This is a genomic window from Microbacterium timonense, assembly GCF_900292075.1.
In the GTDB taxonomy this organism is placed as follows: Bacteria; Actinomycetota; Actinomycetes; order Actinomycetales; family Microbacteriaceae; genus Microbacterium; species Microbacterium timonense.
Map to the genome: position 1 here is coordinate 680,810 of NZ_OLMV01000002.1, position 26,324 is coordinate 707,133.

The 26,324-nt window shown below is 70.3% G+C and carries 26 protein-coding genes; 8 read left to right on the forward strand and 18 right to left on the reverse strand.

The genetic code is table 11. From position 1 onward, the window contains the following. Window positions 1-137: 137 nt before the first annotated feature. Window positions 138-620 (reverse strand): DUF1990 family protein, encoded by a 483-nt coding sequence (locus C9992_RS08920; protein ID WP_200826271.1) that lies wholly within the window; start codon window positions 618-620, stop codon window positions 138-140. 56 nt (window positions 621-676) lie between these two features. Beyond that, window positions 677-811 (reverse strand): hypothetical protein, encoded by a 135-nt coding sequence (locus C9992_RS18485; protein WP_268807175.1) that lies wholly within the window; start codon window positions 809-811, stop codon window positions 677-679. Window positions 812-1,133: 322 nt separating this feature from the next. On the opposite strand from C9992_RS18485, the gene C9992_RS08925 reads away from it, so the two are divergent. Continuing rightward, window positions 1,134-1,502 (forward strand): hypothetical protein, encoded by a 369-nt coding sequence (locus tag C9992_RS08925; protein WP_106815202.1) that lies wholly within the window; start codon window positions 1,134-1,136, stop codon window positions 1,500-1,502. A gap of 27 nt (window positions 1,503-1,529) precedes the next feature. On the opposite strand, the gene C9992_RS08930 is transcribed toward C9992_RS08925, so the two are convergent. The 6 genes from C9992_RS08930 to C9992_RS08955 all read right to left on the reverse strand — a co-directional run bounded on the left by C9992_RS08930 (window position 1,530) and on the right by C9992_RS08955 (window position 7,739). Further along, window positions 1,530-2,705, reverse strand: coding sequence for a thiolase family protein (locus C9992_RS08930; protein WP_106815203.1), 1,176 nt, complete (start codon window positions 2,703-2,705; stop codon window positions 1,530-1,532). Window positions 2,706-2,766: 61 nt separating this feature from the next. Beyond that, the gene (locus tag C9992_RS08935) at window positions 2,767-3,219 is read right to left on the reverse strand and encodes a hotdog fold thioesterase (protein WP_106815204.1); all 453 of its coding nucleotides are present in this window, start codon (window positions 3,217-3,219) and stop codon (window positions 2,767-2,769) included. 4 nt (window positions 3,220-3,223) lie between these two features. Then, the gene (locus tag C9992_RS08940) at window positions 3,224-4,414 is read right to left on the reverse strand and encodes a bifunctional 2-methylcitrate synthase/citrate synthase (protein WP_106815205.1); all 1,191 of its coding nucleotides are present in this window, start codon (window positions 4,412-4,414) and stop codon (window positions 3,224-3,226) included. A gap of 88 nt (window positions 4,415-4,502) precedes the next feature. Continuing rightward, window positions 4,503-5,411, reverse strand: a complete 909-nt coding sequence (prpB, locus tag C9992_RS08945; RefSeq protein ID WP_106815206.1) for a methylisocitrate lyase — start codon at window positions 5,409-5,411, stop codon at window positions 4,503-4,505. Between the two features lie 160 nt (window positions 5,412-5,571). After that, the gene (locus C9992_RS08950; protein ID WP_106815207.1) at window positions 5,572-7,098 is read right to left on the reverse strand and encodes an MmgE/PrpD family protein; all 1,527 of its coding nucleotides are present in this window, start codon (window positions 7,096-7,098) and stop codon (window positions 5,572-5,574) included. Beyond that, window positions 7,095-7,739 carry a GntR family transcriptional regulator gene (locus C9992_RS08955; protein ID WP_106815208.1) on the reverse strand — a complete coding sequence of 215 codons (645 nt, stop codon included), beginning with the start codon at window positions 7,737-7,739 and terminating at the stop codon, window positions 7,095-7,097. Before C9992_RS08955 ends, C9992_RS08950 begins: the two co-directional genes overlap by 4 nt. Window positions 7,740-7,937: 198 nt before the next feature. Between C9992_RS08955 and C9992_RS08960 the strand changes: the two genes are divergently transcribed. From C9992_RS08960 to C9992_RS08975, 4 genes are read left to right on the forward strand one after another with little or no spacing between them, the layout of a single operon-like run. Next, window positions 7,938-8,897, forward strand: coding sequence for an ABC transporter ATP-binding protein (locus tag C9992_RS08960; protein WP_106815209.1), 960 nt, complete (start codon window positions 7,938-7,940; stop codon window positions 8,895-8,897). Then, complete coding sequence (locus tag C9992_RS08965; RefSeq protein WP_106815210.1) at window positions 8,894-10,507, forward strand: ABC transporter permease; 1,614 nt, start codon at window positions 8,894-8,896, stop codon at window positions 10,505-10,507. The genes C9992_RS08960 and C9992_RS08965 overlap by 4 nt, the downstream gene beginning before the upstream one ends. Before the next feature lie 10 nt (window positions 10,508-10,517). Further along, on the forward strand, window positions 10,518-11,051 hold the full coding sequence (locus tag C9992_RS08970; RefSeq protein ID WP_106815211.1) for a GbsR/MarR family transcriptional regulator: 534 nt from the start codon (window positions 10,518-10,520) through the stop codon (window positions 11,049-11,051). A 10-nt stretch (window positions 11,052-11,061) separates the two neighbouring features. Next, window positions 11,062-11,592, forward strand: a complete 531-nt coding sequence (locus C9992_RS08975) for a ribonuclease H family protein (protein ID WP_106815212.1) — start codon at window positions 11,062-11,064, stop codon at window positions 11,590-11,592. Between the two features lie 2 nt (window positions 11,593-11,594). Here C9992_RS08975 and C9992_RS08980 read toward each other — a convergent pair whose 3' ends face one another. Continuing rightward, a complete protein-coding gene (locus C9992_RS08980) occupies window positions 11,595-13,061 on the reverse strand; it encodes an aminotransferase-like domain-containing protein (RefSeq protein ID WP_106815213.1) in 1,467 nt (488 codons plus the stop codon). A 19-nt stretch (window positions 13,062-13,080) separates the two neighbouring features. Between C9992_RS08980 and C9992_RS08985 the strand changes: the two genes are divergently transcribed. Next, window positions 13,081-13,485, forward strand: a complete 405-nt coding sequence (locus C9992_RS08985) for a hypothetical protein (RefSeq protein ID WP_106815214.1) — start codon at window positions 13,081-13,083, stop codon at window positions 13,483-13,485. 42 nt (window positions 13,486-13,527) lie between these two features. On the opposite strand, the gene C9992_RS08990 is transcribed toward C9992_RS08985, so the two are convergent. From C9992_RS08990 to rlmN, 6 genes are all read right to left on the reverse strand, one after another. Further along, a complete protein-coding gene (locus C9992_RS08990) occupies window positions 13,528-14,010 on the reverse strand; it encodes an NUDIX domain-containing protein (protein WP_106815215.1) in 483 nt (160 codons plus the stop codon). A gap of 22 nt (window positions 14,011-14,032) precedes the next feature. Beyond that, window positions 14,033-15,046 carry an aldo/keto reductase family protein gene (locus tag C9992_RS08995; RefSeq protein ID WP_106815216.1) on the reverse strand — a complete coding sequence of 338 codons (1,014 nt, stop codon included), beginning with the start codon at window positions 15,044-15,046 and terminating at the stop codon, window positions 14,033-14,035. Window positions 15,047-15,134: 88 nt separating this feature from the next. Then, complete coding sequence (locus C9992_RS09000; RefSeq protein ID WP_235008140.1) at window positions 15,135-17,270, reverse strand: ABC transporter ATP-binding protein; 2,136 nt, start codon at window positions 17,268-17,270, stop codon at window positions 15,135-15,137. Continuing rightward, window positions 17,267-19,000 carry an ABC transporter ATP-binding protein gene (locus tag C9992_RS09005; RefSeq protein WP_106815217.1) on the reverse strand — a complete coding sequence of 578 codons (1,734 nt, stop codon included), beginning with the start codon at window positions 18,998-19,000 and terminating at the stop codon, window positions 17,267-17,269. The genes C9992_RS09000 and C9992_RS09005 overlap by 4 nt, the downstream gene beginning before the upstream one ends. Window positions 19,001-19,244: 244 nt before the next feature. Continuing rightward, window positions 19,245-20,780 (reverse strand): DUF4407 domain-containing protein, encoded by a 1,536-nt coding sequence (locus C9992_RS09010; protein WP_106815218.1) that lies wholly within the window; start codon window positions 20,778-20,780, stop codon window positions 19,245-19,247. Between the two features lie 54 nt (window positions 20,781-20,834). Next, window positions 20,835-22,076, reverse strand: a complete 1,242-nt coding sequence (gene rlmN / locus C9992_RS09015; RefSeq protein WP_106815348.1) for a 23S rRNA (adenine(2503)-C(2))-methyltransferase RlmN — start codon at window positions 22,074-22,076, stop codon at window positions 20,835-20,837. Window positions 22,077-22,373: 297 nt separating this feature from the next. On the opposite strand from rlmN, the gene C9992_RS09020 reads away from it, so the two are divergent. Next, complete coding sequence (locus C9992_RS09020) at window positions 22,374-22,808, forward strand: GNAT family N-acetyltransferase (RefSeq protein WP_407662231.1); 435 nt, start codon at window positions 22,374-22,376, stop codon at window positions 22,806-22,808. A 38-nt stretch (window positions 22,809-22,846) separates the two neighbouring features. After that, window positions 22,847-23,695, forward strand: coding sequence for a Cof-type HAD-IIB family hydrolase (locus tag C9992_RS09025; RefSeq protein WP_106815220.1), 849 nt, complete (start codon window positions 22,847-22,849; stop codon window positions 23,693-23,695). Window positions 23,696-23,701: 6 nt separating this feature from the next. On the opposite strand, the gene C9992_RS09030 is transcribed toward C9992_RS09025, so the two are convergent. From C9992_RS09030 to C9992_RS09040, 3 genes are all read right to left on the reverse strand, one after another. After that, window positions 23,702-24,553 carry an SDR family oxidoreductase gene (locus C9992_RS09030; protein WP_200826272.1) on the reverse strand — a complete coding sequence of 284 codons (852 nt, stop codon included), beginning with the start codon at window positions 24,551-24,553 and terminating at the stop codon, window positions 23,702-23,704. A gap of 133 nt (window positions 24,554-24,686) precedes the next feature. Further along, window positions 24,687-25,463: an enoyl-CoA hydratase/isomerase family protein gene (locus tag C9992_RS09035; RefSeq protein ID WP_106815350.1), complete on the reverse strand. Its 777-nt coding sequence runs from the start codon at window positions 25,461-25,463 to the stop codon at window positions 24,687-24,689. Between the two features lie 14 nt (window positions 25,464-25,477). After that, window positions 25,478-26,239, reverse strand: a complete 762-nt coding sequence (locus C9992_RS09040) for an SDR family NAD(P)-dependent oxidoreductase (RefSeq protein WP_106815221.1) — start codon at window positions 26,237-26,239, stop codon at window positions 25,478-25,480. Window positions 26,240-26,324: the final 85 nt, after the last annotated feature.

The window sequence follows — 26,324 nt, forward strand, 5'->3', positions numbered from 1 at the left end:
GGAGACGAGCGGATGCGGTGAGACCACCCTCGCGCGGCATCGCGAAGCGATTCGCTCGCTCGCCCTCTCGGATCCGCCGATTCGACGACAGCGCCGGGCCCGTCGCCGACCACGCCACGGGGTAGCGGGAGACCGCCTCATCGCCGCGGTGCGCGGACGCGCAGTGCGCTCATGTAGCGGTACCGCGCCAGGGCCTGCGCGATGAGCAGAAGAGGGTAGACCGCCCTCCAACGCCAGGACGTCGCCGCCCGCGTGAGCGAGCGGATGGTCAGTTCGACCGATCCGCCCGCGCGATGCACGATGAACGCTTCCTCGCCGCTGACGGGGTGGCCCGGAAGCGTCCGATAAGCAAAACCGGCGCGATCGTCGGTGTCCACGACCTCCACGACCTCGACCGGCTCGCGGATCGCCAGGCCGAACACGTGAGCGACGATCGTGGGCCGGTCGCCCTCGGCGACGGGGGCGTCTGGACGGACGGTGAAGCCGCTGCGCGTCTTGACGCGCCAAGCGAGAAGCTCTTCCCGCGCCCAGCGCCACACCTCCTCGCCGTCGCCCAGTCCCGCGGTCCGCTCCCAGGCACGGAAACCAGACGGCCGGTCATCCCAGCGGCGCTCTGCCACGCGCGTCAGGGAACGCGAACCTCCGGAGACCACACCGAATGATCTCAGATCCTCAGTCAGCGGCCGGAGCCCTTGCGCGGCTTGAGGAAAGCCTCCGGCTCGCGCTTGGCGCGCTTGGCGGCGCGCTTCTCCTTGATCGACAGCTGGGCGACCTTCTTGGCTCCGCGTGCGTGCGGTGACTTTCCTGACATCGGACTCGCTTCCCCTCTTCGGCTGGCGGGTGAACCCACGACCATAGCCGCCTTCCACAGGAAGTCAACTCGGGCCGATACACGTTCCCCTCGGGCGCCGGCATCCCAGACCCGTGGCCGAGAAAATTCCCGTCGACTTGCCTTTTTCTACTTCCGGGCTATGGTGAGGGCATGCCCTGCCGCGCACCGTGAGGCGTTTGGTCACACACCGCCCGGCATTCAGCGCGCCGCATCCGCGGCGCGCTTTCCCATATCTCAGGAGGCCATCATGCCCACCGACAGACCCCGGCCATCGAGACCCGAGCGAGGGGCCGACAGGGTCATGGATTTCCTTCACCTTCAGCGCTGGCTCGACGACGGCGGTGCCGACATCCACCATCTCGAGACACCGCCGCCGGTCATGTGGTCGCCGGTCACCCTCAGCGCACGCCTCGCCGCCGAGCGGGCCCTCCGCGCCCTACCGCGCCGCCCGGGAGGCATCGCCGCCGCGGCACGCGTAGCGCTCAGCGACGTCATCGCGCGGGTCGAGCGCCGTCAGCTCACACAGCGCGCGGCGACCGCGCAGCTGCGCGACATCACGGCCCGACTGCATCAGCACCGGCTCGTCGAACAGTCGCGCCGACGCCCGCGGGAGTGGCAGCTGCTGCGCGGCGCGACGCTGGACGCACACCGCCGCCTTCGCCACGCCTGAGACACCCGCTCTCGCCGCGAGCGCAGATCAGAGGCGCTCGATGATCGTCGCGTTCGCCATGCCGCCGCCCTCGCACATCGTCTGCAGGCCGAAGCGTCCGCCCGTCGCCTCGAGATGGGCGACCAGAGTGCCGAGCAGCCGCGTGCCGGAGGCACCGACGGCATGACCGAGCGCGATCGCGCCGCCCCACGGGTTGAGCCTTTCGGGGTCCGCGTCGAGCTCGCGCATCCACGCCAACGGCACGGAGGCGAACGCCTCGTTCACCTCGTACGCATCGAGGTCGTCCATCGACAGTCCGCTGCGCTCGAGGATGCGCCGGGTGGCCGGGATCGGCCCCGTCAGCATCATCATCGGGTCGTCGCCGACGACCGTGAAGGAGTGGAACCGCGCCCGGGGCGTGAGACCCAGCTGCACCGCCTTCTCCTCGCTCATGATGAGGGCGGCGGATGCCGCGTCGGTGAGCGGCGACGAATTGCCGGCGGTGATGCGCCAGTCGAGGTGGGGGAACCGCTCCGCCAGCGCCTCGGTGCGAAACGCCGGCTGCAGGCCCGCAAGCCCCTCCACCGTCGTCCCGGGACGCACGGTCTCGTCGAACGCGACCGCTTCGCCGCCGGCCAGGACCGGCAGCACCTGAGAGTCGAACGCGCCGCGATTCCAGGCGTCCGCCGCCCGCCGGTGCGAGTCGGCGGAGTACGCGTCCAGCTCCTCCCGGCTGAGGCCCCACTTCTGAGCGATGAGCTCGGCGGACACCCCCTGGTTGACGAGCCCCTTCGGATACCGGCGGGCTACGCCGTCCGCGATGCTGCCGCCGTGAGCCGACGAGCCGAGCGGCACCCGGCTCATCGACTCGACTCCCGCGGCGATCACGATGTCGTATGCCCCGGCGATCACGCCCTGCGCGGCGAAGTGCGCGGCCTGCTGACTGGAGCCGCACTGGCGGTCGATGGTCACCGCGGGCACCGTCTCGTCGAAGCCCGCGGCGAGCACGGCCTGCCGGGCCACATTCAGCGATTGGTCGGCGACCTGCGACACGCAGCCCATGAGCACGTCGTCGATCTGACGCGACTCGAGGCCGTTGCGCTCGAGCAGCCCTGTCAGCACGCCCGCGGCGAGATCCCCCGGGTGCACGCCGCTGAGCGCTCCCCCGGGCTTGCCGCGCCCGGACGGCGTGCGGACGACGTCGACGATGACCGCCTGTGCCATGAGAGACCTCCTGCTGAGAATCTAAGACGATGCCGGGATGCCGCGGGCCGCGGCGGCGCGATCAGCCCCGGGCGTCCGGCGCCGCGTAGGTGGAGCGCTGTTCGATGACAGCCAGCGTGCAACGCGAGATGCACACCAGGCGCCCCGCGTCGTCCACGATGCGGATCTCCCACACGTGGGCACGGCGTCCGATGTTCGTCGGGGTGGCTGTCGCCGTGACCCACCCCGACGAGACCGGGCGGATGTGATTCGCGTTGATCTCCTGCCCGACGACGTGGAACCGCTCGCGGTCCACCGCGAGATAGCCGGCCCACGAGGCGAGCGTCTCGGCGAGCGCCACGGAGGCGCCGCCGTGGAGCACGCCCGCCGGCTGCACGGTGCGATGGTCCACCGGCATGCGTCCCACCAGGGCGTCGTCGCGGATCTCGACGATCTCGATTCCGAGGTTCTCGATGAGCGTCCCCGGAGCCATGGCGCTGAGATCGACGCCCTCGAGGTCGTGCCAGAGGCTCATGACCTCACCCCTCGGACTCCTCGGCGCGCTCGGTCGCAGCCACGGTGGCGGCATCCGCGACATACCCCTCGATGTGGCGCTCGGCCGGGCCGTTGTACTCGGACAGCGGGCGGATGAGCGCGTTCGAGGAGAGCTGCTCCATGATGTGGGCGGTCCAGCCGGTGACCCGCGCCGCGACGAACAGCGGCGTGAAGGTGAGCGTGTCGAAGCCCATCAGGTTGTACGCCGGACCCGACGGGTAGTCGAGGTTCGGGTAGATGCCCTTGCGGGCGACGAACTCGGACTCCAGCGTGTCGTACAGCGCGGCGACATCGGGCCGGTCGTAGTGCTCGACGAGGGTGTCGAGCGCCGCCTTCATGGTCGGCACGCGCGAGTCACCGCGCTTGTAGACCCGGTGGCCGAAGCCCATGATCTTGCGCTTCTGGGAGAGCGCCTCATCAAGCCACGGACCGACGTTCTCCGCAGAGCCGATCTCGTCGAAGATGTGCAGCACCGCCTCGTTCGCACCGCCGTGCAGCGGACCCTTGAGCGCGCCGATCGCACCCACGACGGCGGAGTACAGGTCGCTCAGGGTCGAGGCGATGACCCGGCCCGTGAACGTCGAGGCGTTGAATGAGTGCTCGGCGTACAGGATCATCGAGCGGTTGAAGGCGTCGACCACGATGTCGTCGGCCTCTTCGCCGAAGGTCATCCACAGGAAGTTCGCCGCGTAGCCGAGGTCGTCGCGCGGCGCGACCGGCTGCTGCCCCCGTCGTCGGCGCTGGCCGTACGCCACGATGGCGGGAAGCACCGCGAACAGCCGGATGCTGCGGGCAAGGTTCTCCTCCGCGTTGCCGCTCACGTCGAGCACCGAGCCGGTGCCGGCGAGGTCGCGGGCACCGATGAGGCTGACCGCGGTGCGCACCTCGTCCATCGGGTGAGCATCCAGCGGCACGAGGTCGATCGCCGCCCGCACGTCGGCCGGGAGCGGCCGATACGAGCGCTCTGTCGCCTCCAGCTGTGCGAGCTGCACCTCGGACGGCAGCTCGCCGTGCCACAGCAGATAGGCGACCGCCTCGAACGGCTGTGTGGCCGCCAGCTCCTGCACCGGATACCCGCGGTAGAGCAGCGAGTTCGTCTCGGGGTTGACCTTCGAGATCGCCGTGTAGTCCACGACGACGCCGGCGAGCCCCTTCTTGATGTCGGGTTCGGTCACAGCCTTGCTCCTTTGCTGGCCGGTCGTTGAGCGAGGAGCGAAGCGACGAGACGAAACGGGTTGCGACGTTTCGCCTCGCTTCGCTCGCTCAACGACCGGAGGTGTCGATCTGGAAGTTGAAGACGCTGGTGTCGAAGTGGTTGTACTGCTCGTAGTCGATGAGGTCGTAGAGGTCCGCACGGTGCTGCATCTCATCCAGCTTCGTGGTGAGGTGCCCGTCTTCGATGAGCGTATCGAGTGCGCGGGATGCCGCGCCCATCGCGATGCGCAGCAGCGACACCGGCCAGATCACGATGTTCACGCCGACGTCCCGCAGCTGGTCGACCGAGAACAGGTCGGACTTGCCGAACTCCGTCATGTTGGCCAGGATCGGCACGTCCACGGCGGAGCGGACGGCGGCGAACTCCTCGAGCGTGCGCATCGCCTCGGGGAAGATCGCGTCGGCTCCGGCATCCACGAGCGCCTTGGCGCGGTCGATCGCGGCATCCAGTCCCTCCACGGCGCGGATGTCGGTCCGCGCCATGATGAGGAAGTTCGAATCCCGGCGTGCATCGGCCGCCGCGCGGATGCGCTTGATCGCGGTGTCCTCGTCCACGACGGCCTTGCCGTCGAGGTGACCGCAGCGCTTCGGGTTCACCTGGTCCTCGATGTGCGTGCCGGCAAGCCCGGCGTCCTCGAGCGTCTGGATGGTGCGGGCGACGTTCATCGGCTCCCCGAAGCCGGTGTCGGCGTCGATGATGGCCGGAAGATCGGTCATGCGGGCGATCTGCTGTCCGCGGCCGGCGACCTCGGTGAGCGTGGTCAGCCCGATGTCGGGCAGCCCGAGGTCGGCACTGAGCACTGCGCCCGAGATGTAGACGCCCTCGAAGCCCTTCCGCTCGATGAGCCGGGCAGACAGCGGGTTGAAGGCCCCGGGGAACCGCAGCAGCTCTCCGCTGGCAAGCCGTTCACGGAACAGCCGCCGCTTCTCGTGCGCCGGCACTGTCGAATAGAGCATCAGAGGTTCCTCGTGGGTTCGGGGCGTTTCGTCTCGCTCGTTCCTCGCTCGCTCAACGACGGGTCGTCAAGCGAGACGAAACGCGGCCTCGCCACAGCCCCTTCGCCCAACGAGCGGGGGCTCCGGTCGTTGAGCGAGCGAAGCGAGACGAAACGCGACATCAGAAGAGGCCCTTCGGGGCGGGCGCGCCGGCCAGGACGCCGAAGTCGGCGACGATCGACAGCTGCTGCACCTCTTCGGGGGAGAGCTCGGGCAGGCGCTGGGCGAGGTCCAGGAACCGCTCGATCTCCTCGGCCGCCAGCACGGGCTCCGCCAGCAGGCGGAACTTGCGCACGTAGTCCTCCCGCGCGAAGGGCCGGGCGCCGAGCGGGTGCGCGTCGGCGACGGCGATCTCGTCGACCAGGGTGTCGCCGTTCGTGAGACGGATCTCCACGCGGCCGCCGAAGGCCTTCTCGTTCGGGTCCTCCGAGTGGTACCGGCGGGTCCACTCGGCATCCTCTGCGGTGGTGATCTTGTGCCACAGCTCGACCGTGTCGGCGCGCCCGGCGCGCTCGGGCGTGTACGAGTCGACGTGGTGCCAGCCGCCGTCCTGCAGCGCGACCGCGAAGATGTACGGGATCGAGTGGTCCAGTGTCTCGCGCGATGCGGTCGGGTCGTACTTCTGCGGGTCGTTGGCCCCCGAGCCGATGACGTAGTGCGTGTGGTGCGAGGTGTGCAGCACGATCGACTCGACGTTCGCGGGATCCGCCACCTCAGGGTGCTCGGTGTGGAGCCTGCGAGCGAGATCGATCCAGGCCTGCGCCTGGTACTCGGCGGAGTGCTCCTTCGTGTACGAGTCGAGGATGCCGCGCTTGGACTCGCCCGCACCCGGCAGCGGCACCGCGTACGCGGCATCCGGCCCGTCCAGCAGCCACGCGATCACGCCGTCCTCACCCTCGTAGATGGGGCTCGGCGAGGTCTCGCCGCGCATCGCGCGATCGACCGCTTCGACCGCCATCTTGCCGGCGAAGGCCGGCGCGTGCGCCTTCCACGTCGAGATCTCGCCCTTGCGCGACTGCCGGGTCGCGGTCGTGGTGTGAAGGGCCTGGCCGACGGCCTGATAGATCGTCTCGACATCCAGGCCCAGGAGGGTCCCGATGCCCGCGGCCGCCGACGGGCCGAGGTGCGCGACGTGGTCGATCTTGTGCTTGTGCAGGCTGATCGCCCGCACGAGGTCGATCTGGATCTCGTAGCCGGTCGCCAGTCCGCGCACCAGCGCGTGCCCGTCGGCCCCGACGTGCTGGGCGACCGCGACGATCGGCGGGATGTTGTCGCCGGGGTGCGAGTACTCGGCGGCGAGGAACGTGTCGTGGTAGTCGAGCTCGCGCACCGCGACGCCGTTCGCCCACGCCGCCCATTCCGGCGAGGTGCGGCGGTCCAGCGCGCAGCCGAACACCGTGGCGCCCGAGCCGCCGACCGAGACGGCGTGGTCGAGCGCCTGCTGGCGGGCCGCGCTCACGGGAGCGCGGGTGAGGGATGCCGCGGCCACGGCCGCGTTGTCGATCACGCGGTTGATGATCATGTCGACCACGTCCTGGTCGACCTCCACCGGATCGGCGGCGACCTCTGCGATGTGCCACGCGAGCTGCCCCTCGCGTGCGAGGTTCTCCTCGCTGCGATGGACGCGGAGATGGTGGATGACGGTCATGCGGGGCCTTTCAGTGTCGCGAGCGAATCGAGAATGCTCTGCAGCGCGTTGTGGAGATGGACGTGCGTGGCGTGCGCGGCGAGGTCCGCATCCTGCCCGGCGATCGCCGATGCGATGAGCCGGTGCTCGGCGACGGACGCGGCGAGCCGGTCGGGGTTGTCGCGGGCCAGGCGCCGCACCCGCACGAGATGGGTGCGCACGCTGCGCAGCGCCGCGATCAGGTAGTCGTTGTCGACGGCGGCGTCGAGAGCCAGGTCGAACTGGGCGATCAGCGCGTAGTAGGCGTCGAGCCCATCGGGGGCACGCAGGTCGACGCGCGCGAACGCGCGGGCGAGCTCGGCGAACGTGACCGCTTCACCCCGCTGTGCCGCAAGGCGGGCGGCGGACTCCTCGAGTGCGCGGCGCAGCTCGAAGATCTCGCGGATGTCGTCCGCATCGATCGCGGTCACGACCGTGACGCGCGGGGACTGCTGGGCCACCAGTCCATCGGCGGCCAAGCGTCCCAGCGCCTCGCGCAATGGTGTCCGGCTCACGCCGAGCCGTGCCGCCTGCTCGACCTCGCCCAGCACGGCGCCGGGCGGGAGGGCGCCCGACTGGATCTCGTCGAGGAGGGTCGCGTAAGCCCGATCACTGGCTCGCATCGCAGCACCTCCTCGTTCGACACCCCGGCCAGTGTATACATTAGTGCGGTATCGCGCCACTCCTCGCCACCTGAGGGCGAGTTAGGTATACATCTGGCGTCGAACGACGGGGTTGCACTCACACCACGCACGTCGGCGACCGTGAGGAAAACGTGAGGAGTATTCACGAATTTGTGAAATCGGCGTAGCGTCACGACCATGTCCAGCGTCATCCACACCAGCCGGCTCACGAAACACTACGGCCGTGTCCACGCCCTCGACGGCCTCGACCTCACGGTCGACGAAGGTCAGATCCATGGGTTCCTGGGGCCCAACGGGGCCGGCAAGTCCACCACCATCCGCATCCTGCTGGGCCTTGCCCGCAAGACGGCGGGCGAGGCATCCGTCTTCGGCCGGGAGCCGTGGGGCGACGCGGTCGCCCTCCACCGGCGGATCGCGTACGTCCCGGGCGATGTCAGCGTGTGGCCCAACCTCTCCGGCGGCGAGGCCATCGACCTCATGGCCCGCCTGCGCGGGGTGTCGCGCCACGACCCCACCTACCTCGAGGAGAAGGCCCGGCTGGCAGAAGCCTTCCAGTTCGACCCGCGAAAGAAGGGCCGCGCCTACTCCAAGGGCAACCGGCAGAAGGTCGCACTCATCGCCGCGTTCGCGGTGCCGGCCGAGCTGTACATCCTCGACGAGCCGACGAGCGGTCTGGACCCGTTGATGGAGGTCATGTTCCGCCGCGAGATCGCCCGCGTCCGTGCCGCGGGCGCCACCGTGCTGCTGTCCAGCCACATCCTCTCCGAGGTCGAGCAGCTGTGCGACCGGGTCTCGATCATCAGGGCGGGCCGCATCGTCGAAACCGGTACCCTCGCCGAGCTGCGCCACCTGACGCGGACGGAGGTCTCGTTCGAGGGGACGGATGCCGCAGCAGCCGCCGCGATCGCCGGTGCTCACGACGTCGTGGTCGAGGAGGGGCGCGTGAGGTTCACGGTCGACAGCGATGCCGTCCCCGGCATCCTCCCCACCCTCGCCGCGCGCAACGCCGCCGGCCTGCGCATCGCGCCGCCGTCGCTCGAGGAGCTGTTCCTGCGCCACTACGGAGATGAGCTGGGTTCCGCCGCGTCCCCCGGCGAGCAGCTCAGCTCACTGGAGTCCACGGGAGCGGTGCGATGACCGTCGTCGCGCTGCTGCGCCAGCGATTGCGGCGCGACTGGCTGCAGCTCACGCTGTGGATCCTCGGCACCGCAGCGTTGGCCGCCACCGCGGTGAGCGGCGTCGAAAGCTCCTACGGCTCCCTCCAGGACCGCCAGGAGGTCCTGGCCGCGGTGATGGCCAATCCCGTCATCATGCTGTTCCGCGGCCTCCCCTCGGGCGCGGAGCGGGAGGCGTTCACACTGTTCCTGATCTTCCCGTTCCTCGCGATGATGGCTGCCTTCATGTCGTCGTTCCTCGCGGTGCGGCACACCCGGGCCGAGGAGGAGATCGGCCGGGCCGAACTCGTCTCTGCGACGCCCGCGGGACGCACCGCACCCACGTCGGCGACGATCGTTCACGGCCTCCTCGCGAACCTGATCCTCGCCGCCCTCGTCGCCCTCGTCTACGTCGCATCGGGCTTCGCCGTGGCCGGATCGCTCATCGCGGGCGCGGCCGCGGGCGCCGTCGGAGTCGTCTTCCTCGGTGTCGGGCTCGTCGCCGCACAGCTCATGCGCACCTCCCGCGGCGCCAATTCGCTGTCGGTGTGGGTGCTCATCGCGACGTTCGTCCTGTGCGGGCTCGGCAACGCGCTCGGCACGCCGAGCGCGGACCTGCAGCGCATCGAGAGCTCCTGGCTCACGTGGCTGTCGCCATTCGGCTGGGCAGAGAACGCGCGGCCCTTCGCCGACGACGCGTGGTGGCCGGTGATCCTCTGCCTCGGCGTGGGCATCGTGCTCATCGTGGCCGCGGCGGCGCTGCAGCCGCTGCGTGATGTCGGCGAGAGCTTCATCGCCCAGCGCCCGGGCCGCCTCGTCGGCCCCGCGTCGCTCTCGTCGCCGCTGGGACTGGTGTGGCGCCTCAGCCGCGGCGCACTGGTCGGGTGGTGCGTCGGGGGCCTGCTGACCGGGCTTCTGTCGACGAGCCTGGCGTCGGTCGTGAACGACTTGGGCACCGACATCCCGGCACTGCAGGACGTGCTCACGGCGCTGTCCGAGAACGGGACCCTCGAGGAGGGCATGGTCGTGATCTTCTTCCTCATCGTCGGCGTGCTCGCCGCCTGCGCGGCGGTGCAGACGGTTGCACGGGCGCGGCAGGAGGAGACGCACGGCACCGCCGAGCTGCTGCTGTCGGCGCCGGTGGGTCGCGTGCGCTGGCTGGCCGGCTACCTCGTCATGGCCGTGGCGGGCGTCATCGCGGTGTGCGCCTCCGCCGTCTTCGGAGCATGGGCGGGCACTCTGCGCGAGGGCGAGACGGACCTCGTGGGCGATGCCCTCGTGGCCGGCCTCGGACAGGCGGTCGCGGCATCCGTCTTCATCGCCGTGACGGCGCTGGTCTTCGTGGTCGCCCCGCGACTGACCATTCCGGTGGCCTGGGCGCTGGTGCTGGTGGCGCTGCTGCTGGGATTGTTCGCGCCGCTCTTCGACCTGCCGGATGCCGTGGCCGACCTGTCTCCGTTCACGGCCGCGCCGACGATCGACGACGGTGCGTTCGACGCGAAGGGTCTGTGGTGGCTGCTCGCGGCGACCGGCGTGGTCGGCGCGGCGGCTCTGGTGCTCATGCGGCGGCGCCCCTTGGCCACGACGGGATAGGTTCGGATCCATGGCGCACGAGCATCCCGGCACCGAGGCGGCCGAGCAGGCGGCGGCGCTGCTGGCCGCCGCCGGGATGGCGCGCATGCCTGCCCGCGTCATGATGGCCCTCGTCGGATCGCCCGACGAGGGGTACACCGCGGCGCAGCTGGCCGACCGGCTCGGCGTCTCACCGGCGGCCGTCTCGGGCGCCGTGCGCTATCTCGTGTCGATGCGGCTCATCCAGCGCCTGTCGCGCCCGGGCGACCGGCGTGATCGCTATGACCTCACCGACGATGCATGGGCGGGCATGATCACCGCGAACGCTCCCCTGTACACGGCGCTCGCCACGCACATGGAGCGCATCGCGGAGGAGAACACGGATGCCCCCGCGTCGGTCGCGCGCGCGCACGCGGTCGCCGACTTCCTGCGATATCTCGCCGAGCGGATGCCGCAGCTCGCGGTGGAGTGGCGTGAGGAACGCGACCGGGCCGCGCGCGAGGCCGAGGCAGGGGCGCCGGACGAGGGGCGGGCGGGGGCCGGGAGGCGGGCTGCGGCCGGGTAGCCTTTCCCGAGTGACCGACGCATCCCGCTACATCGTGGCCACCGACGGCGCCTGCAAAGGCAACCCCGGACCGACGGGGTGGGCATGGGTCGCCGAGGACGGACACTGGGCTGCCGGATCGATTCCCGTCGGCACCAACAACATCGGCGAGCTGACGGGACTGCTCAAGGCCATCGAGGACCACGCCGACGTTGCGAACCTCGTGGTGCAGGCGGACTCGCGGTACGCGATCGACACCTATACGAAGTGGATGGACGGCCACCGTCGCCGCGGCTGGAAGACCTCGACCGGCGCCCCGACGAAGAACGTCGACCTCCTCGAGCAGCTCATCGCCGCCCGAGACGCGCGCCGCGCCGCCGGGCTTCCCGACGTCGTGCTGGAGCACGTGCGCGGACACTCGGGGCACGTCCTCAACGCCTGGGCCGACGAGCGAGCGGTGCGCGCCTCGGAGCACGCGGCGAAGGGCGTCGCGAGCGCGTGGTCGTCGCTCGGTGCGCAGGACAAGATCGACGTCTCGACCCGCCCCAAGAACGGCCGCTGACGCTACAGCAGCGCGCGGTACTCCTGCCATGCCTCGCCGAGGCGACGCACGCCCTCCTGCAGCACCTCGGGCGGCGCGGTGTAGGGCACCCGGATGTGGTCGTCGTAGGTGACGGATGCCGTGAACTCGGTGCCGCCCGCCACTGCGACGCCCCGCATCGCGGCCACCCGCGCCATCGCCGTCGCCGAGCCCACGGGCAGCCGCGCCCACACGGCCAATCCTCCACGCGGCGCGACCGTCTCCCACTCGGGCACGTGCTCGCGCATCGCGACCAGCAGCTGCTCCGCCGCGACGGCGTGCGTCTGCCCGACGGCGGTGCGCAGCGTCCGCGCGTGCTCCACCAGGTCCAGTGCCAGCAGCTGCGCGGGGACGCTCGTGGACTGGTCGACGAGCTGGCGGACAGCGCGCAGGCGCCGCACGAGAACCGGGTCGGCGCGCAGCCACCCGACGCGCAGCCCCGCCCACGACCACTTCGACAGTGAATCGACCACGATGATCGGCGCGTCGGGGCGAAGGGCCGCCAGGGTCGGCGGGACGACGCCGTCGAACGAGATGTGCGCGAGCACACGGTCCTCCAGCACCGGCACGCCGTACTCGGCCGACAGGTCGGCGATGCGCTGCCGGTCGGCCGCCGGCAGGCGGGTACCCGTCGGGTTGTGGTGGTGAGGGTTCACCGCGATGAGGACGGGGCGCAGCGCCACGACAGCGGCCTCGAGCTCATCGACATCGATGCCGTCCGGTCCGATCGTCACGCCGTGCACGCGGCCTCCCCGCCGGCGGACCGAGTCCGCCAAGCCGGGCCAGGTCACAGACTCGGTGAGCACGATGTCACCGGGCGAGACGAGTTCGTCGACGACGAGGCTGATCGCCTGCTGCGCGCCGTGGGTGACGAGGATCTGTGCGGCCGTCGCGGGCGTCCCCTCCTCTTCGAAGAGGCGGGCGAGCCGCGCTCGCAGGACGGGAAGACCGGCGGGATCGGCCTCCGCCAGGGTCACGGGATCGAGCGTCGGGGTGTGTGCCCGCACGACGTCGACCGCGAGGGACGGCATCGCCGGCACCGCGCGCAGCAGGTCGATACCCGACGGCAGTGCGGAGAACAGCCCCTCCCCTCGGGCCGTGCGTTCGCGTGCCGGGAGGGCGGCCGCGAGGTGCCCGGCCACCCTGGTGCCGCTGCCCTGCCGGCGCTCGACCAGCTCCTCCTCACTGAGCAGGGCGTACGCCGCCACCACGGTCCCGCGTGAGACGGCGATCGCGCCGGCCAGGGCACGCTCGGCCGGGAGCCGGTCGCCGGGGCGGAGCTCGCCGCCCCGGATCAGAGCGGCGATGGCCGCGGCCAGTCGCACCGTCAGCGTGCCGTCGCCCTGCGCCCAGCGCCCCAGCCGCGCGGCGAGCCGGGACGCCTCGACGGTGGCGCCGAGTGCCACCCGGTGGTCCACCAGCCGCTCATTGGCACTGTGAACGCTCGTCATGACTCCGCATTCTGGTCCAATGCTCCACTCACACGCCACAGCGTCCCCTCAGATCGGGCCAGTTCGTACCGATTGGACCATCCAGCACTTCCTCGACTGGATCGCGTCCGACGACGCGCGAGCACATGACGAGAGCCTCCGTCCGGTGCTGTCGTCCCTCGCGTCCGCCCTCGAGCCGGGTGCCCCGACGAGCCTGATCCCGCGGTCCACCGTCGCGATCGTCCGTGCCGTCGGCTCCGCCGTCCGCGCGAACCCGACGCTGCGCGACCTCTCGCTCGGTGCCGTGCCGGGGGTCGACGCGGCGATCGAGGCATCGGCTTCACGAGGAGATCTGCGCAACAGCGGACGTTTCGCCGCGCAATCTCCTCAGATCCGCAGATCTCCTCGAATCGGCGGCGGTCAGCCCTCGGTGGTGCCCTCGTAGAGCCCGGTAGCCACCGACCGCGTGCCCACAAGACCGGGGGCGTCAGCTGGTGGACGCCTCGCCCAGGTGCCTCTCGAGGGCGTCGATCGCGGGCCGCTGACCCTTCACCAGCCGTTCCCTCGCGGCGTCCAGACCGGTCCACTCGACGCGGTCGACCTCGGGAAAGCGTGCGGTCCGCCCCGAGCGCGGGCGCCATTCCAGTTCGAACTCGCCGAACTCCAGGTCGTCCAGCGAGAAGTCCGATCCATCGGCAATGAACACTGTGACGTGCTTGCCCGACGAGTACGAAAACGTGCCGAGCTCGGCGTAGGGCGGCTCGGGCGGATCGATGCCGAGCTCTTCGCGGAACTCGCGGCGCGCGGCATCCAGCGCGCCCTCCTCCCCCTCGATGTACTCGCCCTTGGGCACCGACCACGCGCCGGCATCCTTGCTCGCCCAGAACGGCCCGCCCATGTGCGCGATGAGCACCTGGGGTTCGGGGACGATCCGGTAGAGGAGGATGCCGGCGCTGGTGGTCTTGGCCATGATCTCGGCGTGCGGACCGCGATCAGACCAGGCGGGTCTTCGGGGAGACGCGGTAGGTGTCCTCGGGGTCGCTGAACACCACGTCGCCCAGCGCGGTGTCGATCGCCGCCAGGGTGTCGGCGTCGAGCACGACGCCCGAGGCCTTGACCGTCTCGGCCAGCTGCTCGGGACGGGATGCCCCGACCAGCGCGGAGGCGACGTTCTTGTTCTGCAGCACCCAGGCGATGGCCAGCTGCGGCATCGTCAGGCCCGCCTGCTCGGCGATCGGCTTCAGCCGCTGCACGGCCTCCAGTACGTCGTCACGCAGGAACGACTCGATGAAGCCGGCGCCGCTCTTCTCGTCCGTCGCGCGCGAGCCCTCGGGTACCGGCTGGCCGGGGAGGTACTTGCCTGACAGCACGCCCTGCGCCATCGGCGACCAGACGATCTGCGAGATGCCGAGCTCTTCGGAGGTCGGCACGACCTTGCCCTCGATGACGCGCCACAGCGCGGAGTACTGCGGCTGATTGGAGATCAGCTGCACCCCGTAGCTCTTGGCGAGCGCGTGACCTTCGCGCAGCTGCTCGGCCGTCCACTCGGAGACACCGATGTACAGCGCCTTGCCCTGGCGGACCACGTCGGCGAAGGCCTGGAAGGTCTCTTCGAGAGGCGTCTCGTAGTCGAAGCGGTGCGCCTGGTAGAGGTCGACGTAGTCGGTGCCGAGGCGGCGGAGCGAGCCGTTGATCGACTCGAGGATGTGCTTGCGGCTGAGCCCGGTGTCGTTGGCACCCTTGGGACCGGTGGGGAAGTACACCTTGGTGAAGATCTCGAGCGACTCGCGCCGCTGGCCCGACAGCGCCTTCCCCAGCACTTCCTCGGCGAGCGTGTTGGCGTACACGTCAGCGGTGTCGAATGTCGTGATGCCGGCGTCGAGCGCGGCGTGCACGGTCGCGATCGCGGCCGAGTCGTCGATCTGAGAGCCGTGCGTGACCCAGTTGCCGTAGGTGATCTCGCTGACCTTGAGACCGCTGTTTCCGAGATACCGGTAGTTGACCATGAGAAAACGCTATCGGCCTTCCTGCGCCTCTCGGTTCGCAGACGGATGCCGCGGCCCCGGGCGCGGGGGCCGCGGCATCCTTTCCGGCTCAGCGGACAGGTGCGGTGACGTCCTCGCTCGCCTCGTCGGCGCCCGGCTCGTCGGGCGCACCGGCGGCCGAAGCGTCGGCGAGGGCGCGGGCTTCCTCGTCGAGGTCGGTCGCGGCCTGCTCGAACTGCGAGTTGTAGAGGCGGAAGTACGCACCCTGCGCAGCGATCAGCTCGTCATGCGTGCCCTTCTCGACGATGCCGCCGTTCTCCATCACCAGGATCAGGTCGGCGTCGCGGATGGTCGACAGACGGTGGGCGATCACGAACGAGGTGCGCCCCTCGCGCAGGGCCGCCATCGCGTGCTGCAGCAGCAGCTCGGTGCGGGTGTCGACCGAGCTCGTCGCCTCGTCGAGGATCAGCACCGACGGCTGCGCCACGAAGGCGCGGGCGATCGTGATGAGCTGCTTCTCGCCGGCCGAGATGTTCGAGGCGTCCTCGTCGAGGAGCGTGTCGTAGCCGTCGGGCAGCGAGTGCACGAACCGGTCGACGTACGTCGCCTTGGCCGCCGCGAGGATCTCCTCGTCGGTGGCGTCGGCCCGCCCGTACCGGATGTTCTCGCGAATGGTGCCTGCGAACAGCCACGGGTCCTGCAGCACCATGCCCGTCTTGGACCGGATGTCGCGACGTGTGAGTTGCGCGATGTCCTGCCCGTTCAACAGGATGCGCCCGCCGTCCAACTCGTAGAACCGCATCAGCAGGTTCACCAGCGTCGTCTTGCCCGCGCCGGTCGGACCGACGATCGCGACCGTCTGCCCGGGCTCGACCCGGAACGACAGGTCGTGGATGAGCGGACGCTCCGGCGTGTACGAGAACGCCACATCCTGGAACTCGATCGTGCCGTCGCCCTCGACCGGCGCCGGGGCATCGGCCGCGTCGGGCTCCTGCTCCGGTTCGTCGAGCAGCTCGAACACGCGTTCGGCCGACGCCGTGCCCGACTGCACCACCGCGGCCATCCCGCCGAGCTCCGACAGGGGCTGGGTGAACTGCTGGGAGTACTGGATGAAGGCCTGCACGTCGCCCAGGCGCAGCTGGCCACCGGCGACCATGAGGGCTCCGAACACCGCGATGCCGACGTAGGTCAGGTTCCCGATGAACATCATCGCGGGCATCATGATGTTCGAGAGGAACTGGGCCTTGAAGGACGCCTGGTACAGCTCCTCGTTCTCGGCGCGGAACGCCTCGCGCGAGGCCTCCTCGCGACCGAACACCTTGACGAGCGCGTGCCCCGAGAACGACTCCTCGACGCGCGCGTTGAGGCGGCCGACCTTGCGCCACTGGATGCCGAACGCCTTCTGCGAACGCGGCCCGATGACGCCGAACAGCACGCCCATGAGCGGGAAGCTGACCAGCACGACGAGCGTCAGCTGCCACGAGATCGACAGCATCATGATGAGCACGCCGACGACCGTGAGCACGGCGGTCAGCGCCTGCGACAGCGACTGCTGCATCATCTGCGTGATGTTGTCGATGTCGTTGGTCACGCGCGAGATGAGCTCACCGCGCTGCACACGGTCGAAGTAGCGCAGCGGCAGGCGGTTGATCTTCGCCTCGACGTCTTCGCGCAGTCGCCACATGACCCGCACCATGATGACGTTGATCACATAGCCCTGCAGCCACATCAGCAGCGACGAGGAGAAGTACAGCACCAGCACGATGAGCAGCACGCGGCTGAGCGCCATGAAGTCGACCCCCGCGCCGGGCGTGAAGTTCTCCATGGCCGCCACGATGTTGGCGAGATCCTGCTGCCCCTGGGCCTCGAGCCCGGCCACGACCTGTGCCTGCGTGGTCCCCGCCGGCGCCATCGCTGAGACGACGCCTTCGAACAGGATGTTCGTCGCCTCACCCAGCACCTTGGGCGAGAGCACGGCGAGCACGACGCCGATCGCGCCCAGCAGCGAGACGAGGGTGAACGCGACGGCGTGCGGCTTCAGCAGGCCGATGAGGCGGCGGAAGGAGGGCCCGAAGTGGGCCGCCTTGCCGGGAGCGACGGCTCCGCTCCAGTCGTCGGCCGCGATGCGCGCCTGCTCGCCGAGTTCGATCTCGAGCTTCTCCTCCGGGCTCAGCTCGGCCACCGCCCCGCGGACCCTGCCGCGGCGCGTGGACTTCTCGGTGCGGGACTGCTTTTCGGTGCTCATCGGGCGACCTCCGCTCCGAGCTGGGATTCGACGATCTCGCGATAGGTCTGACTCGTCTCGAGCAGCTGTTCGTGGGTTCCGAGCCCCACGATGCCGCCGTCGTCCAGGACGACGATGCGGTCAGCGTCGGTGATGGTGGAGACGCGCTGCGCGACGACGATCTTCGTCACGTCCGGCAGTTCCCGCCACAGCGCCTGCCGCAGCCGGGCGTCGGTGGTCAGGTCGAGCGCCGAGAAGGAGTCGTCGAAAACGAGCACGCGCGGGTCGTGAACGATGGCTCGCGCGATGGCTAGGCGTTGACGCTGGCCGCCCGACACGTTCGTTCCCCCCTGCGAGATCGGCGCATCGAGGCCGCCCTCCATCTGACTGACGAAGTCACTGGCCTGCGCGATCTCGAGGGCGCGCCAGAGGTCGGCGTCGGAGGCGTCCTCACGACCGAACCGCAGGTTGGAGGCGATCGTGCCCGAGAACAGGAAGGGGCGCTGCGGCACCAGGCCGATCGAGCCCCACAGCGCGTCGAGGTCGGCCTCGCGCACGTCGACGCCGCCCACGGCCACGACCCCGTCGGTCACGTCGAACAGGCGCGGGATGAGCGACACGAGCGTGGTCTTTCCGGCGCCGGTGGAGCCGACGATCGCGACGGTCTCGCCCGGGTCGGCGCGGAAGCTGATCTTCGACAGGATGGGGTGCTCGGCGCCCGGGTACGTGAAGGTGACGTCACGGAACTCCACGGTGCCCGGCGTCGGGAAGTCGGCGGTCGCCGCGGCGGGACGCTGCAGCGTGGACTGCGTGCCGAGCACCTCGCCGATGCGCTCGGCCGACACGGCCGCGCGCGGGATCATCAGCGTCATGAAGCTGGCCATCATCACACCCGACAGGATGATCATGACGTACTGCATGAAGGCGAACAGCGTGCCGATCTGGATGTCGCCGGCGTCGACCTGGATGCCGCCGAACCAGATCACGCCGATGACGGTGACGTTGAGGATCAGCATCACGGCCGGGAAAAGGAGCACGAAGAGCGACCCGACCTTGCGGCCGACGACCATGATGTCGGTGTTGGCGCCGCGGAAGCGCTCCTCTTCGATCGGTTCGCGCACGAAGGCGCGGATGACCCGGATGCCGGTCAGCTGCTCCCGCATGACGCGGTTCACGCCGTCGAGCTTGCCCTGGTAGCTGCGGAAGAGCGGAACCATGCGCGCGATGACGATGCCCGCGACGATCAGCAGCACCGGGACCGCGACGGCGATGATCCACGCCAGGCTCGAGGCCTGCTCGATGGCGAGGATGACTCCGCCGATGGCGAGGAGGGGCGCGGTCACGAGGAACGTGGCCGCCATCATCGCCAGCATCTGCACCTGCTGCACGTCGTTGGTGTTGCGGGTGATGAGCGAGCCGGCGCCGAATCCGGTGACCTCGCGCTCGGAGAAGGCGGAGACGCGCTGGAAGATGTCGTCGCGGATGTCGCGGCCGAGCTTCATCGCCGCGCGGGCGGCGAAGTAGGTCGCGATGATCGAGGCCACGATCTGGCCGAGCGACACGGTGAGCATGAAGACGCCGGTGCGCCAGATGTACTCGGTGTCGCCCTTGGAGACGCCGTTGTCGATGATGTCGGCGTTCAGGCTCGGGAGGTAGAGCGATGCCAGGGCGGAGGCGAACTGGAAAAGCAGCACGCCGAGCAGCAGCCACCCGGACGGTTTGAGATAGCGGACGAGGAGTTTGGCGAGCACGAATTCTCCCAGACAAGGCGAGGCCGCAACGAGGCCATGCCGAAGCCCCGCCGTTGCGGTTTCTGAAGGTGTTCTCCACCCTCGCACGAGCCGCCGACATGACGGCAGTCACGTTCACCGAGAGCGGAAACGGATGCGGGCGCGATTCCCGGAGCACCCGCCGGTCACTGTAACACGATATATCGCGTGCGCGCCAGACCCGGGGAGATCAGGGCTCGCCGTCACCGCCGCTTTCGCCCCGGTGTCACGCCTCTGCGCCCTGAGCGATGTCGGCGCGCTCACGCCAGCTGCGGGCGGTGACACGGTCCAGCGCCACCTGCCGTCGGAGCGCGTCGGCCTGCTCGTACAGGGACGGGTCGCCGTAGCTCGTCAGCACCTTCACCAGCACGGGCAGCAGCTCGATCATGAAGAACAGCCCTGCGATGAGCCAGTGCGCCCAGGCGAGCGTCGGCTCGCGGGCCGACAGACGCTCCAGGCCGCTGATCTGGCTGAGAAGGCCCACCGCCCCGGCGTTGCCGGACGCCACCTCCGAGGCCCGCGCGTTGTAGGCGTCCAGCGCCGCCTGGTACTGGGTGCGGGCCGCAGGAAGCTCGTCCCGCGCCTGCTGCTTGTTCCGCGCTTCGGCGGCGCCGGCATCCGCGGTGCCGGCCGCCTGCGCGGCGGCCAGATCCGCCTGCGCGGTCGTCAGCTGCGCCGCGAGGTCGTCGTACGCGGCCTGGGCCGCGGCGAGCTGGTCCTGGGCGGCACCGGAACTGGCGCCCTCGCCCGCGACACCGCTGCAGCCGGGGACCTCCCCCGCACCCTGGCCGGTGAGCTCGCACTGGTAGATGGCCCGCGCCTGGTCGATCACCTGCTGCTGCGCGGCGAGCTTCGCGGTCAGGTCGTCCACCGTCGCCTGCGCCGAGGACGCGGCAGCCGAGGTCGTGTCGGCGCCCGCCACGACGCCGCTGGCCGCCTGGCTCTCCAGGGCCGCGACGCGTTCGCTCGCGGCATCCAGCGCCTGCTTCTCCGGACCGTCGGTGACGGCATCCTGATCCGACTGCGCCTGCACCAGGTTCGTCGCGGTGACCTCCCGCGCGATGTCGTTGTGGAACACCTGCAGCACGAGCGGCTCGGCCACCACGATCCCGATCACCGCGGCCATGATGACCCGGGGGATGGCGAGGCCGATCAGCCGTCCGACGCTGTGCGTCGAGCGCATCGTGGAGGTGAGGAAGCGGTCGAGATTGAAGATGATGAGGGCCCACACCACCGCCAGCGGAAGCGCGAGCCACGCGAGGATCCGCACGCCGGTGGTCAGCGCGAAGTACATCGAGATCGCCGAGACCAGGGCGGTGCCGGCCAGCACGAAGAACATCTGCACGAACCGCGGCGTCTCGGTGGGCACCTGGTCCAGCACCGAGCCGTCGGCCCCGCCGAGGACGGCGAGCCGGCGCCACGTCGAGCCGCGGCGGCGACGGCGCGGCGCGCGCTTCGACCTCACCGGAGGGACGACGGATGCCGCTTCGGCGGGCTCGTCGGGGCCGACCGGCTCGTCGGCCGCGCCCCACTCGCCGATCGCAGGCTGCGTCTGGTTCATGGCCAGGGCGTCGTCGAGGAGGTCGCGGGTCACCGGGAACGGGTCCTCGGGACCATCGGCGGCGTCGTGCGGCCGGTCTGCGCGCGGCGAGGCGCGCACGTCATCGAGGTACAGCTCCTCGGTCTGATCGCCGTCCGTCTCGAACTCGATGCGGCCGTCGGAGCCGAACCGTCCCGGCCGATGCGCGGAGTAAGAAGACATCCGCACACCATAGGCAACGCAACCTGTGCGACAGGTGTGTCCTGCCGCCGCCGGTCACGCCTCGAGGGGCGTCACGGCGGCGACGGCCGCGTCCTCCTCGGTCGCGACCAGCTGGCCGCAGGCGCCGTCGATCTCCTTGCCGCGGGTGTCGCGGAGGGTCGTCGGGATGCCCGCGTCGTTGAGACGGCGCACGAACTCGTTCTGCACCGCCACCTCGGACGCGGTCCAGATCGATCCCGGCGTCGGGTTGAGCGGAATCGGGTTCACGTGCACCCAGCCGCGACCGCGGGCGTTGAGCTTCTCGGCAAGGAGATCGGCGCGCCAGCCGTGGTCGTTCATGTCCTTGATGAGCGCGTACTCGATCGAGACGCGGCGGCCGGTCTTGTCGAAGTAGGCGCGCGCCGCGTCGAGGGCCTCGTCGACCTTCCAGCGTGAGTTCACCGGGATGAGCTCGTCGCGCAGCTTGTCGTCGGGCGCGTGCAGCGACAGCGCGAAGGTCACGGGAATGTCCTCGTCGGCGAGCTTCGTGATCGCCGGCACGAGCCCGACGGTCGACACGGTGATGCCGCGGGCGCTCATCCCCAGGCCGTGCTGCTTGTCGGTCATCACCCGCACCGCCTGCATGACGCGGGCGTAGTTGGCCAGCGGCTCGCCCATGCCCATGAAGACGATGTTCGACACGCGCTCGGCGGAGTGGTCGTCCTTCTTCTTGCCACCCAGCCCGCCGTCGGCGATGAGGCGGTTGGCGCGCACGACCTGCTCGACGATCTCGGCGGCCGACATGTTGCGGGTGAGCCCGGCCTGGCCGGTCGCGCAGAACGGGCAGTTCATGCCGCAGCCGGCCTGCGACGACACGCACAGCGTGATGCGACCCGGGTACCGCATGAGCACCGACTCGACGAGGGCGCCGTCGTGCAGCTTCCACAGGAACTTGATGGTGTCGCCGCGGTCGGTCTCCAGGCGCCGCACCTCGGTGAGCAGCGGCGGCAGCATCCCGTGCACGAACTCCTCGCGACCCTCAGCGGGAAGGTCCGTCATCTCGGCCGGGTCGTGGGTCCAGTGCTGGAAGTAGTGCTTCTCCAGCTGCTTGGCGCGGAATCCCGGCAGCCCGAGCTCCTTCACCTTCTCCACGCGCTGCTCCGGCGTGAAGTCGGCGAGGTGCACGGGCGGCTTGCCGCGCTTCGGGCTGGCGAACTGCAGGAGAGGCCGGCCCTCGGCATCCTTCTTCTGCGTCCACCCCTCCGTCGCCGGACGCACCTGGCGTGGCTTCGTGGTGCGCACGGGCGAATCGGTCATGGGTTCCAGGGTAGGGGACCCGCCTGGACGGATGCCGATGCCGGCGGCGCGCGCAGCGCCGGGCCGCCCGGGCCCGCGCGCCGAGATGAGGACGGATGCCGAGACGAGGGCCGCCGGGCGCCGATGCGTCCGCATTCCGGCACGCTCCCTCATGTCGGCAACACCGATCCCCGAGACGAGCCACCAGACCATGCCCCGCGAGTCAAGCCCGCGATGGCGACAGGCATCGCGGGCTAGCGTGGCCGCGTGAGCGATGTGACGGTACGACCCATCCGGCCCGAGGACGCGGGCGAGGTGATGACGCTGCAGCGGGCGGCATTCGTGCAGGAGGCCCTCATCTACGGCTCGCCCGAGATGCCGCCGCTCACGCAGACCCTCGAGGAGGTCGAGTCCGAACTGCAGGAGAACATCGGATGCGTGGCGCTCGACGGTGCGCGGATGGTCGGCGCGGTGCGGGCACGGCTGGATGGCGAGCTGCTGCTGGTGGGCCGGATCGCGATCGCCCCGGACCGCGCCGGCGAGGGCATCGGCACAACCCTGCTCGCCGCCGTGGAACGGCGCGGAGCGGAGGCAGGAGCCACCGAGGCGGAGCTGTTCACCGGCTCGCTCAGCGAGGCGAACCTGCGCCTGTACGAGCGCGAGGGATACGTCGAGACGCAGCGGGTGCCCGGCGACGACGGCACCGAGCAGGTGTTCCTGCGCAAGCCGCTGACCGGCGGGGCGCACGGCTAGGCTCGCGGTGTGATGCTCGTCAGCGGGAACAGGCACTGATGCGCCGGCGCATCGTCTTCCTCGACGTGGACGGCACGATCCTGGAGCACGGCTCGCACGTCGCGCCCTCGACCGGCCCCGCCATCCGCGCGGCTCGCGCTGCGGGGCACCTGGTCTACCTCAGCACGGGCCGCTCGGCCGCCGACATCCACCCGCGGGTCGCCGAGATCGGCTTCGACGGGGCGGTGACCAACTCCGGGGCGCTCGTCACCTCCGGTGACGATGTGGTCGTCGACCGTCCCCTGACCCCGCAGGCGACGAAGCGGCTCCTGGGCGCGCTGGATGGGCGAGGCATCCACTACTTCCTCCAGACCCGCGATGGGGTGTACGCCAGCGACGGCATGGCCGAGCTCATGAGGGACTACGCGGCGGCGCTGGATGCCCGTGCCGCCGCCGGCGAGGAGGTGCGACCGGAGGACTCCCTGGTGGGTCTGGCGCAGCGCACCTTTCCCGGCATCGACGAGGCCGATCTCAGCCGCATCGACAAGGCGGTGTTCGTCAGCGACCACGAGGACGGAATCGAGGAGCTGCGGGAAGACCTGGGCGACGAGTTCCTCGTGGTGCCCGGAAGCATGCCGCTGCCCGGCGGCTCGAACGGCGAGATCAACGAACGCGACACCACGAAGGGGTCGGCCATCGAGCTCCTGTTGCAGCACCTGCGGATCGACCCCGCCGACGCGATCGCCGTCGGCGACAGTTGGAACGACGTCGAGATGTTCGGCGTGTGCGGGGTGGCCGTGGCGATGGGAAACGCGCGGCCCGAGCTGAAGGAGCTGGCCGACTTCGTCACCACGGACGTGCTGGATGACGGCATCGCCAACGCGTTCCGACGCCTCGGCCTCGTCTGAGGCGTATCAGTCCAGGAAGATGTCGGGGAACAGCGCCGAGTCCGGCGTGCCGGGCACGGCGGCGTAGCGTGCGAAGTCGGTGACGCCCGCCGCCTCCAGCACGTCCTCGACGATGAGGGTCTGGCCGGTGTACTCGCGCGACGGCTTCGTGACGACCTCGTACGCGGCGTCGGCGTAGATCTCGGGCGTCCGGCTCGCCTTCATCATGCGGTCGCCGCCGAGCGCGAACTGCACCGCCGCCGTCGCGATCGTCGTGCGCGGCCACAGCGTGTTGGCGGCGATCCCGGCGTCGGCGAACTCGGCGGCAAGGCCGAGCGTCGCCATCGTCATGCCGTACTTCGCCAGGGTGTACCCGGTGTGGGCTCCGAGCCACTTCGGCGACAGGTTGAGCGGCGGCGAGAGCGACAGGATGTGCGGGTTCGCGGCATCCTTCAGGATCGGCACCGCGGCGCGGGAGAGCAGGAACGTGCCGCGCACATTGACGTCCTGCATGAGGTCGTACTTCTTCGCGGCGAGGTCGAGCGAACGCGACAGGTCGATCACCGACGCGTTGTTGACGACGATGTCGATGCCGCCGAACTCGCCCTGGGTCGTGAGCACGGCCTCGGTGACGTCGTCGTCGTTGCGCACGTCGCCGACGATCGGCAGCGCCTGGCCGCCGGCCTGCCGGATCTGCTCCGCCGCCGTGTGGACCGTGCCTTCGAGCTTGGGATGGGGCGTGTCGGTCTTGGCCAGCAGCGCCACATTGGCGCCGTCGCGCGCCGCGCGCAGCGCGATGGCCAGACCGATGCCACGGCTGCCGCCCGACATCAGGATCGTCTTGCCGGCGAGGGGCGCGGCATCCGTCGATTCGGTCACTGTCTTCCTCCGTTGTTGATGTCCCGATTTCCCGGGTTCGTGTCCCGATTTCTGCTGTTCACGGGGCCCGGATCAGCAGAAACTGGGACATGCATTGCTTCTGGCCGGCGGGGGCGGGCGGGGCGATGGGGGGTCAGGAACGGGACTTGGCGGATGCTGCGGCGAAGGCCGCCACGCGCACCTTGGACTCTTCGGTGTCGAAGCGGGCGCCGATCGAGGCTGCTTCATCGTCGAGGTTCTCGGCGAACGACCGGCCCGCGCCCGTGCGCACCAGACGTTTGGCCTGTCCGAAGGCCGCGGTGGCGCCTGCGAGCCAGAACCGGGCGACCGCCTCGGCACGGGACGCCACATCCGCCGCCGCGACGACCTCGGTCACCAGGCCCCAGTCGAGGGCGGTGGGCGCGTCGATCGTGAGGTCCTGCAGCAGCAGCTGCAGCGCGCGGCGCTGGCCGACCGCGGCGGGCAGCAGAGTGGACACGCCGAGATCGGGGGTGAGCCCGATGTTGGCGTACTTGCTGACGAACCGCGCCTGGTCCGAGGCGACGATGTAGTCGGCCGTGAGCATGAGCCCCAGGCCACCGCCGGCCACAGCGCCCTGCACGGCCGCCACGATCGGCTTGTCGGACTCCACGAACGTGCGGATGCCGTCGTGAATGGTCTGCGCGGCACCGGTGACCTCGGCGCCGGTGGCCGCCGACGTCGCCATCTCGCGCACGTCGCCGCCGGCGCAGAAGGCCGGGCCCGCGGCATCCAGGATCACGGCGCCGACCGAGTCGTCCGCCGTGAGTTCGTGCGCGACATCGCGCCAGCGCCGGCCCATCTCGAAGCCCATGGCGTTGAGAGTGGCCGGACGGTTGAAGGTGACACGCGCCAGTGCGCCGTCGCGGGTGACGAGGATCGAATCGCTCATGCCGGGCTCTCCGCTCACTTCGGCGCCATGCGGATCGCGCCGTCGAGGCGAATCGTCTCGCCGTTGAGGTAGCCGTTGTCGACGATCGCCACGACCAGCCGCGCGTATTCGTCGGGCGTGCCGAGCCGCTGCGGGTAGGGCACCTGCTGACCGAGGGAATCCTGGGTCGCCTGGGGCAGTGAGGCCAGCATCGGGGTCTCCATGATTCCGGGGGCGATCGTCACCACCCGGATGCCGTAGTGGGCCAGCTCGCGGGCGATGGGCAGGGTCATCGCGTGCACGCCGCCCTTCGACGCGGAGTACGCGGGCTGCCCGATCTGACCGTCGAACGCCGCGACGCTCGCCGTGTTGACGATGACGCCGCGATCGCCGTCCGGCGCCGGCTCGGCCCGAGACATCACCGCCGCCGCCTGCGAGATGACGTTGTAGGTGCCGATGAGGTTCACCCGGACGATCCGCTCGAACCCGTCCAGCGGCGAAGGGTTGCCGTCCCGGTCGAGCACCTTGGCCGGCGGCGCGATGCCGGCGCAGTTCACGACGACGCGAAGGGGACCGGATTCCGCGGCTGTGGCGACGGCGGCAGCCACCTGCTCCGGATCGGTCACGTCCGCCGCGGCGAACGAGCCGCCGAGCTGCGCCGCCACGTCCGCGCCCGCGGACGAGGGCAGGTCGACGACGGTCACGGCCGCGCCCGCCTCGGCGAGCCGCCGTGCCGTGGCAAGGCCCAGACCGCTGGCACCGCCGGTGACCAGTGCCGAGGCATCCCGTAGGTCCATGGATTCTCCTTCGAAGTCCGCGCGACGAAACCGCGTATCAGCATACGCGGCACTCAGTTCCAGCAGGAACGCGGCCGGCATGCCC

What these genes read in the sequence shown, in the direction of transcription:
- C9992_RS09000 (WP_235008140.1), bottom strand. Translation starts at nt 17,270, where the DNA reads ATGAGCACCGAAAAGCAGTCCCGCACCGAGAAGTCCACGCGCCGCGGC.
- C9992_RS09020 (WP_407662231.1), top strand. Translation starts at nt 22,374, where the DNA reads ATGACGCTGCAGCGGGCGGCATTCGTGCAGGAGGCCCTCATCTACGGC.
- rlmN (WP_106815348.1), bottom strand. Translation starts at nt 22,076, where the DNA reads ATGACCGATTCGCCCGTGCGCACCACGAAGCCACGCCAGGTGCGTCCG.
- C9992_RS08995 (WP_106815216.1), bottom strand. Translation starts at nt 15,046, where the DNA reads ATGGTCAACTACCGGTATCTCGGAAACAGCGGTCTCAAGGTCAGCGAG.
- C9992_RS09010 (WP_106815218.1), bottom strand. Translation starts at nt 20,780, where the DNA reads ATGTCTTCTTACTCCGCGCATCGGCCGGGACGGTTCGGCTCCGACGGC.
- C9992_RS09025 (WP_106815220.1), top strand. Translation starts at nt 22,847, where the DNA reads ATGCGCCGGCGCATCGTCTTCCTCGACGTGGACGGCACGATCCTGGAG.
- C9992_RS08935 (WP_106815204.1), bottom strand. Translation starts at nt 3,219, where the DNA reads ATGAGCCTCTGGCACGACCTCGAGGGCGTCGATCTCAGCGCCATGGCT.
- C9992_RS08950 (WP_106815207.1), bottom strand. Translation starts at nt 7,098, where the DNA reads ATGACCGTCATCCACCATCTCCGCGTCCATCGCAGCGAGGAGAACCTC.
- C9992_RS09035 (WP_106815350.1), bottom strand. Translation starts at nt 25,463, where the DNA reads ATGAGCGATTCGATCCTCGTCACCCGCGACGGCGCACTGGCGCGTGTC.
- C9992_RS08955 (WP_106815208.1), bottom strand. Translation starts at nt 7,739, where the DNA reads ATGCGAGCCAGTGATCGGGCTTACGCGACCCTCCTCGACGAGATCCAG.
- prpB (WP_106815206.1), bottom strand. Translation starts at nt 5,411, where the DNA reads ATGCTCTATTCGACAGTGCCGGCGCACGAGAAGCGGCGGCTGTTCCGT.
- C9992_RS08960 (WP_106815209.1), top strand. Translation starts at nt 7,938, where the DNA reads ATGTCCAGCGTCATCCACACCAGCCGGCTCACGAAACACTACGGCCGT.
- C9992_RS08980 (WP_106815213.1), bottom strand. Translation starts at nt 13,061, where the DNA reads ATGACGAGCGTTCACAGTGCCAATGAGCGGCTGGTGGACCACCGGGTG.
- C9992_RS08970 (WP_106815211.1), top strand. Translation starts at nt 10,518, where the DNA reads ATGGCGCACGAGCATCCCGGCACCGAGGCGGCCGAGCAGGCGGCGGCG.
- C9992_RS08990 (WP_106815215.1), bottom strand. Translation starts at nt 14,010, where the DNA reads ATGGCCAAGACCACCAGCGCCGGCATCCTCCTCTACCGGATCGTCCCC.
- C9992_RS08925 (WP_106815202.1), top strand. Translation starts at nt 1,134, where the DNA reads ATGGATTTCCTTCACCTTCAGCGCTGGCTCGACGACGGCGGTGCCGAC.
- C9992_RS09040 (WP_106815221.1), bottom strand. Translation starts at nt 26,239, where the DNA reads ATGGACCTACGGGATGCCTCGGCACTGGTCACCGGCGGTGCCAGCGGT.
- C9992_RS08930 (WP_106815203.1), bottom strand. Translation starts at nt 2,705, where the DNA reads ATGGCACAGGCGGTCATCGTCGACGTCGTCCGCACGCCGTCCGGGCGC.
- C9992_RS08985 (WP_106815214.1), top strand. Translation starts at nt 13,081, where the DNA reads ATGCTCCACTCACACGCCACAGCGTCCCCTCAGATCGGGCCAGTTCGT.
- C9992_RS08965 (WP_106815210.1), top strand. Translation starts at nt 8,894, where the DNA reads ATGACCGTCGTCGCGCTGCTGCGCCAGCGATTGCGGCGCGACTGGCTG.
- C9992_RS18485 (WP_268807175.1), bottom strand. Translation starts at nt 811, where the DNA reads ATGTCAGGAAAGTCACCGCACGCACGCGGAGCCAAGAAGGTCGCCCAG.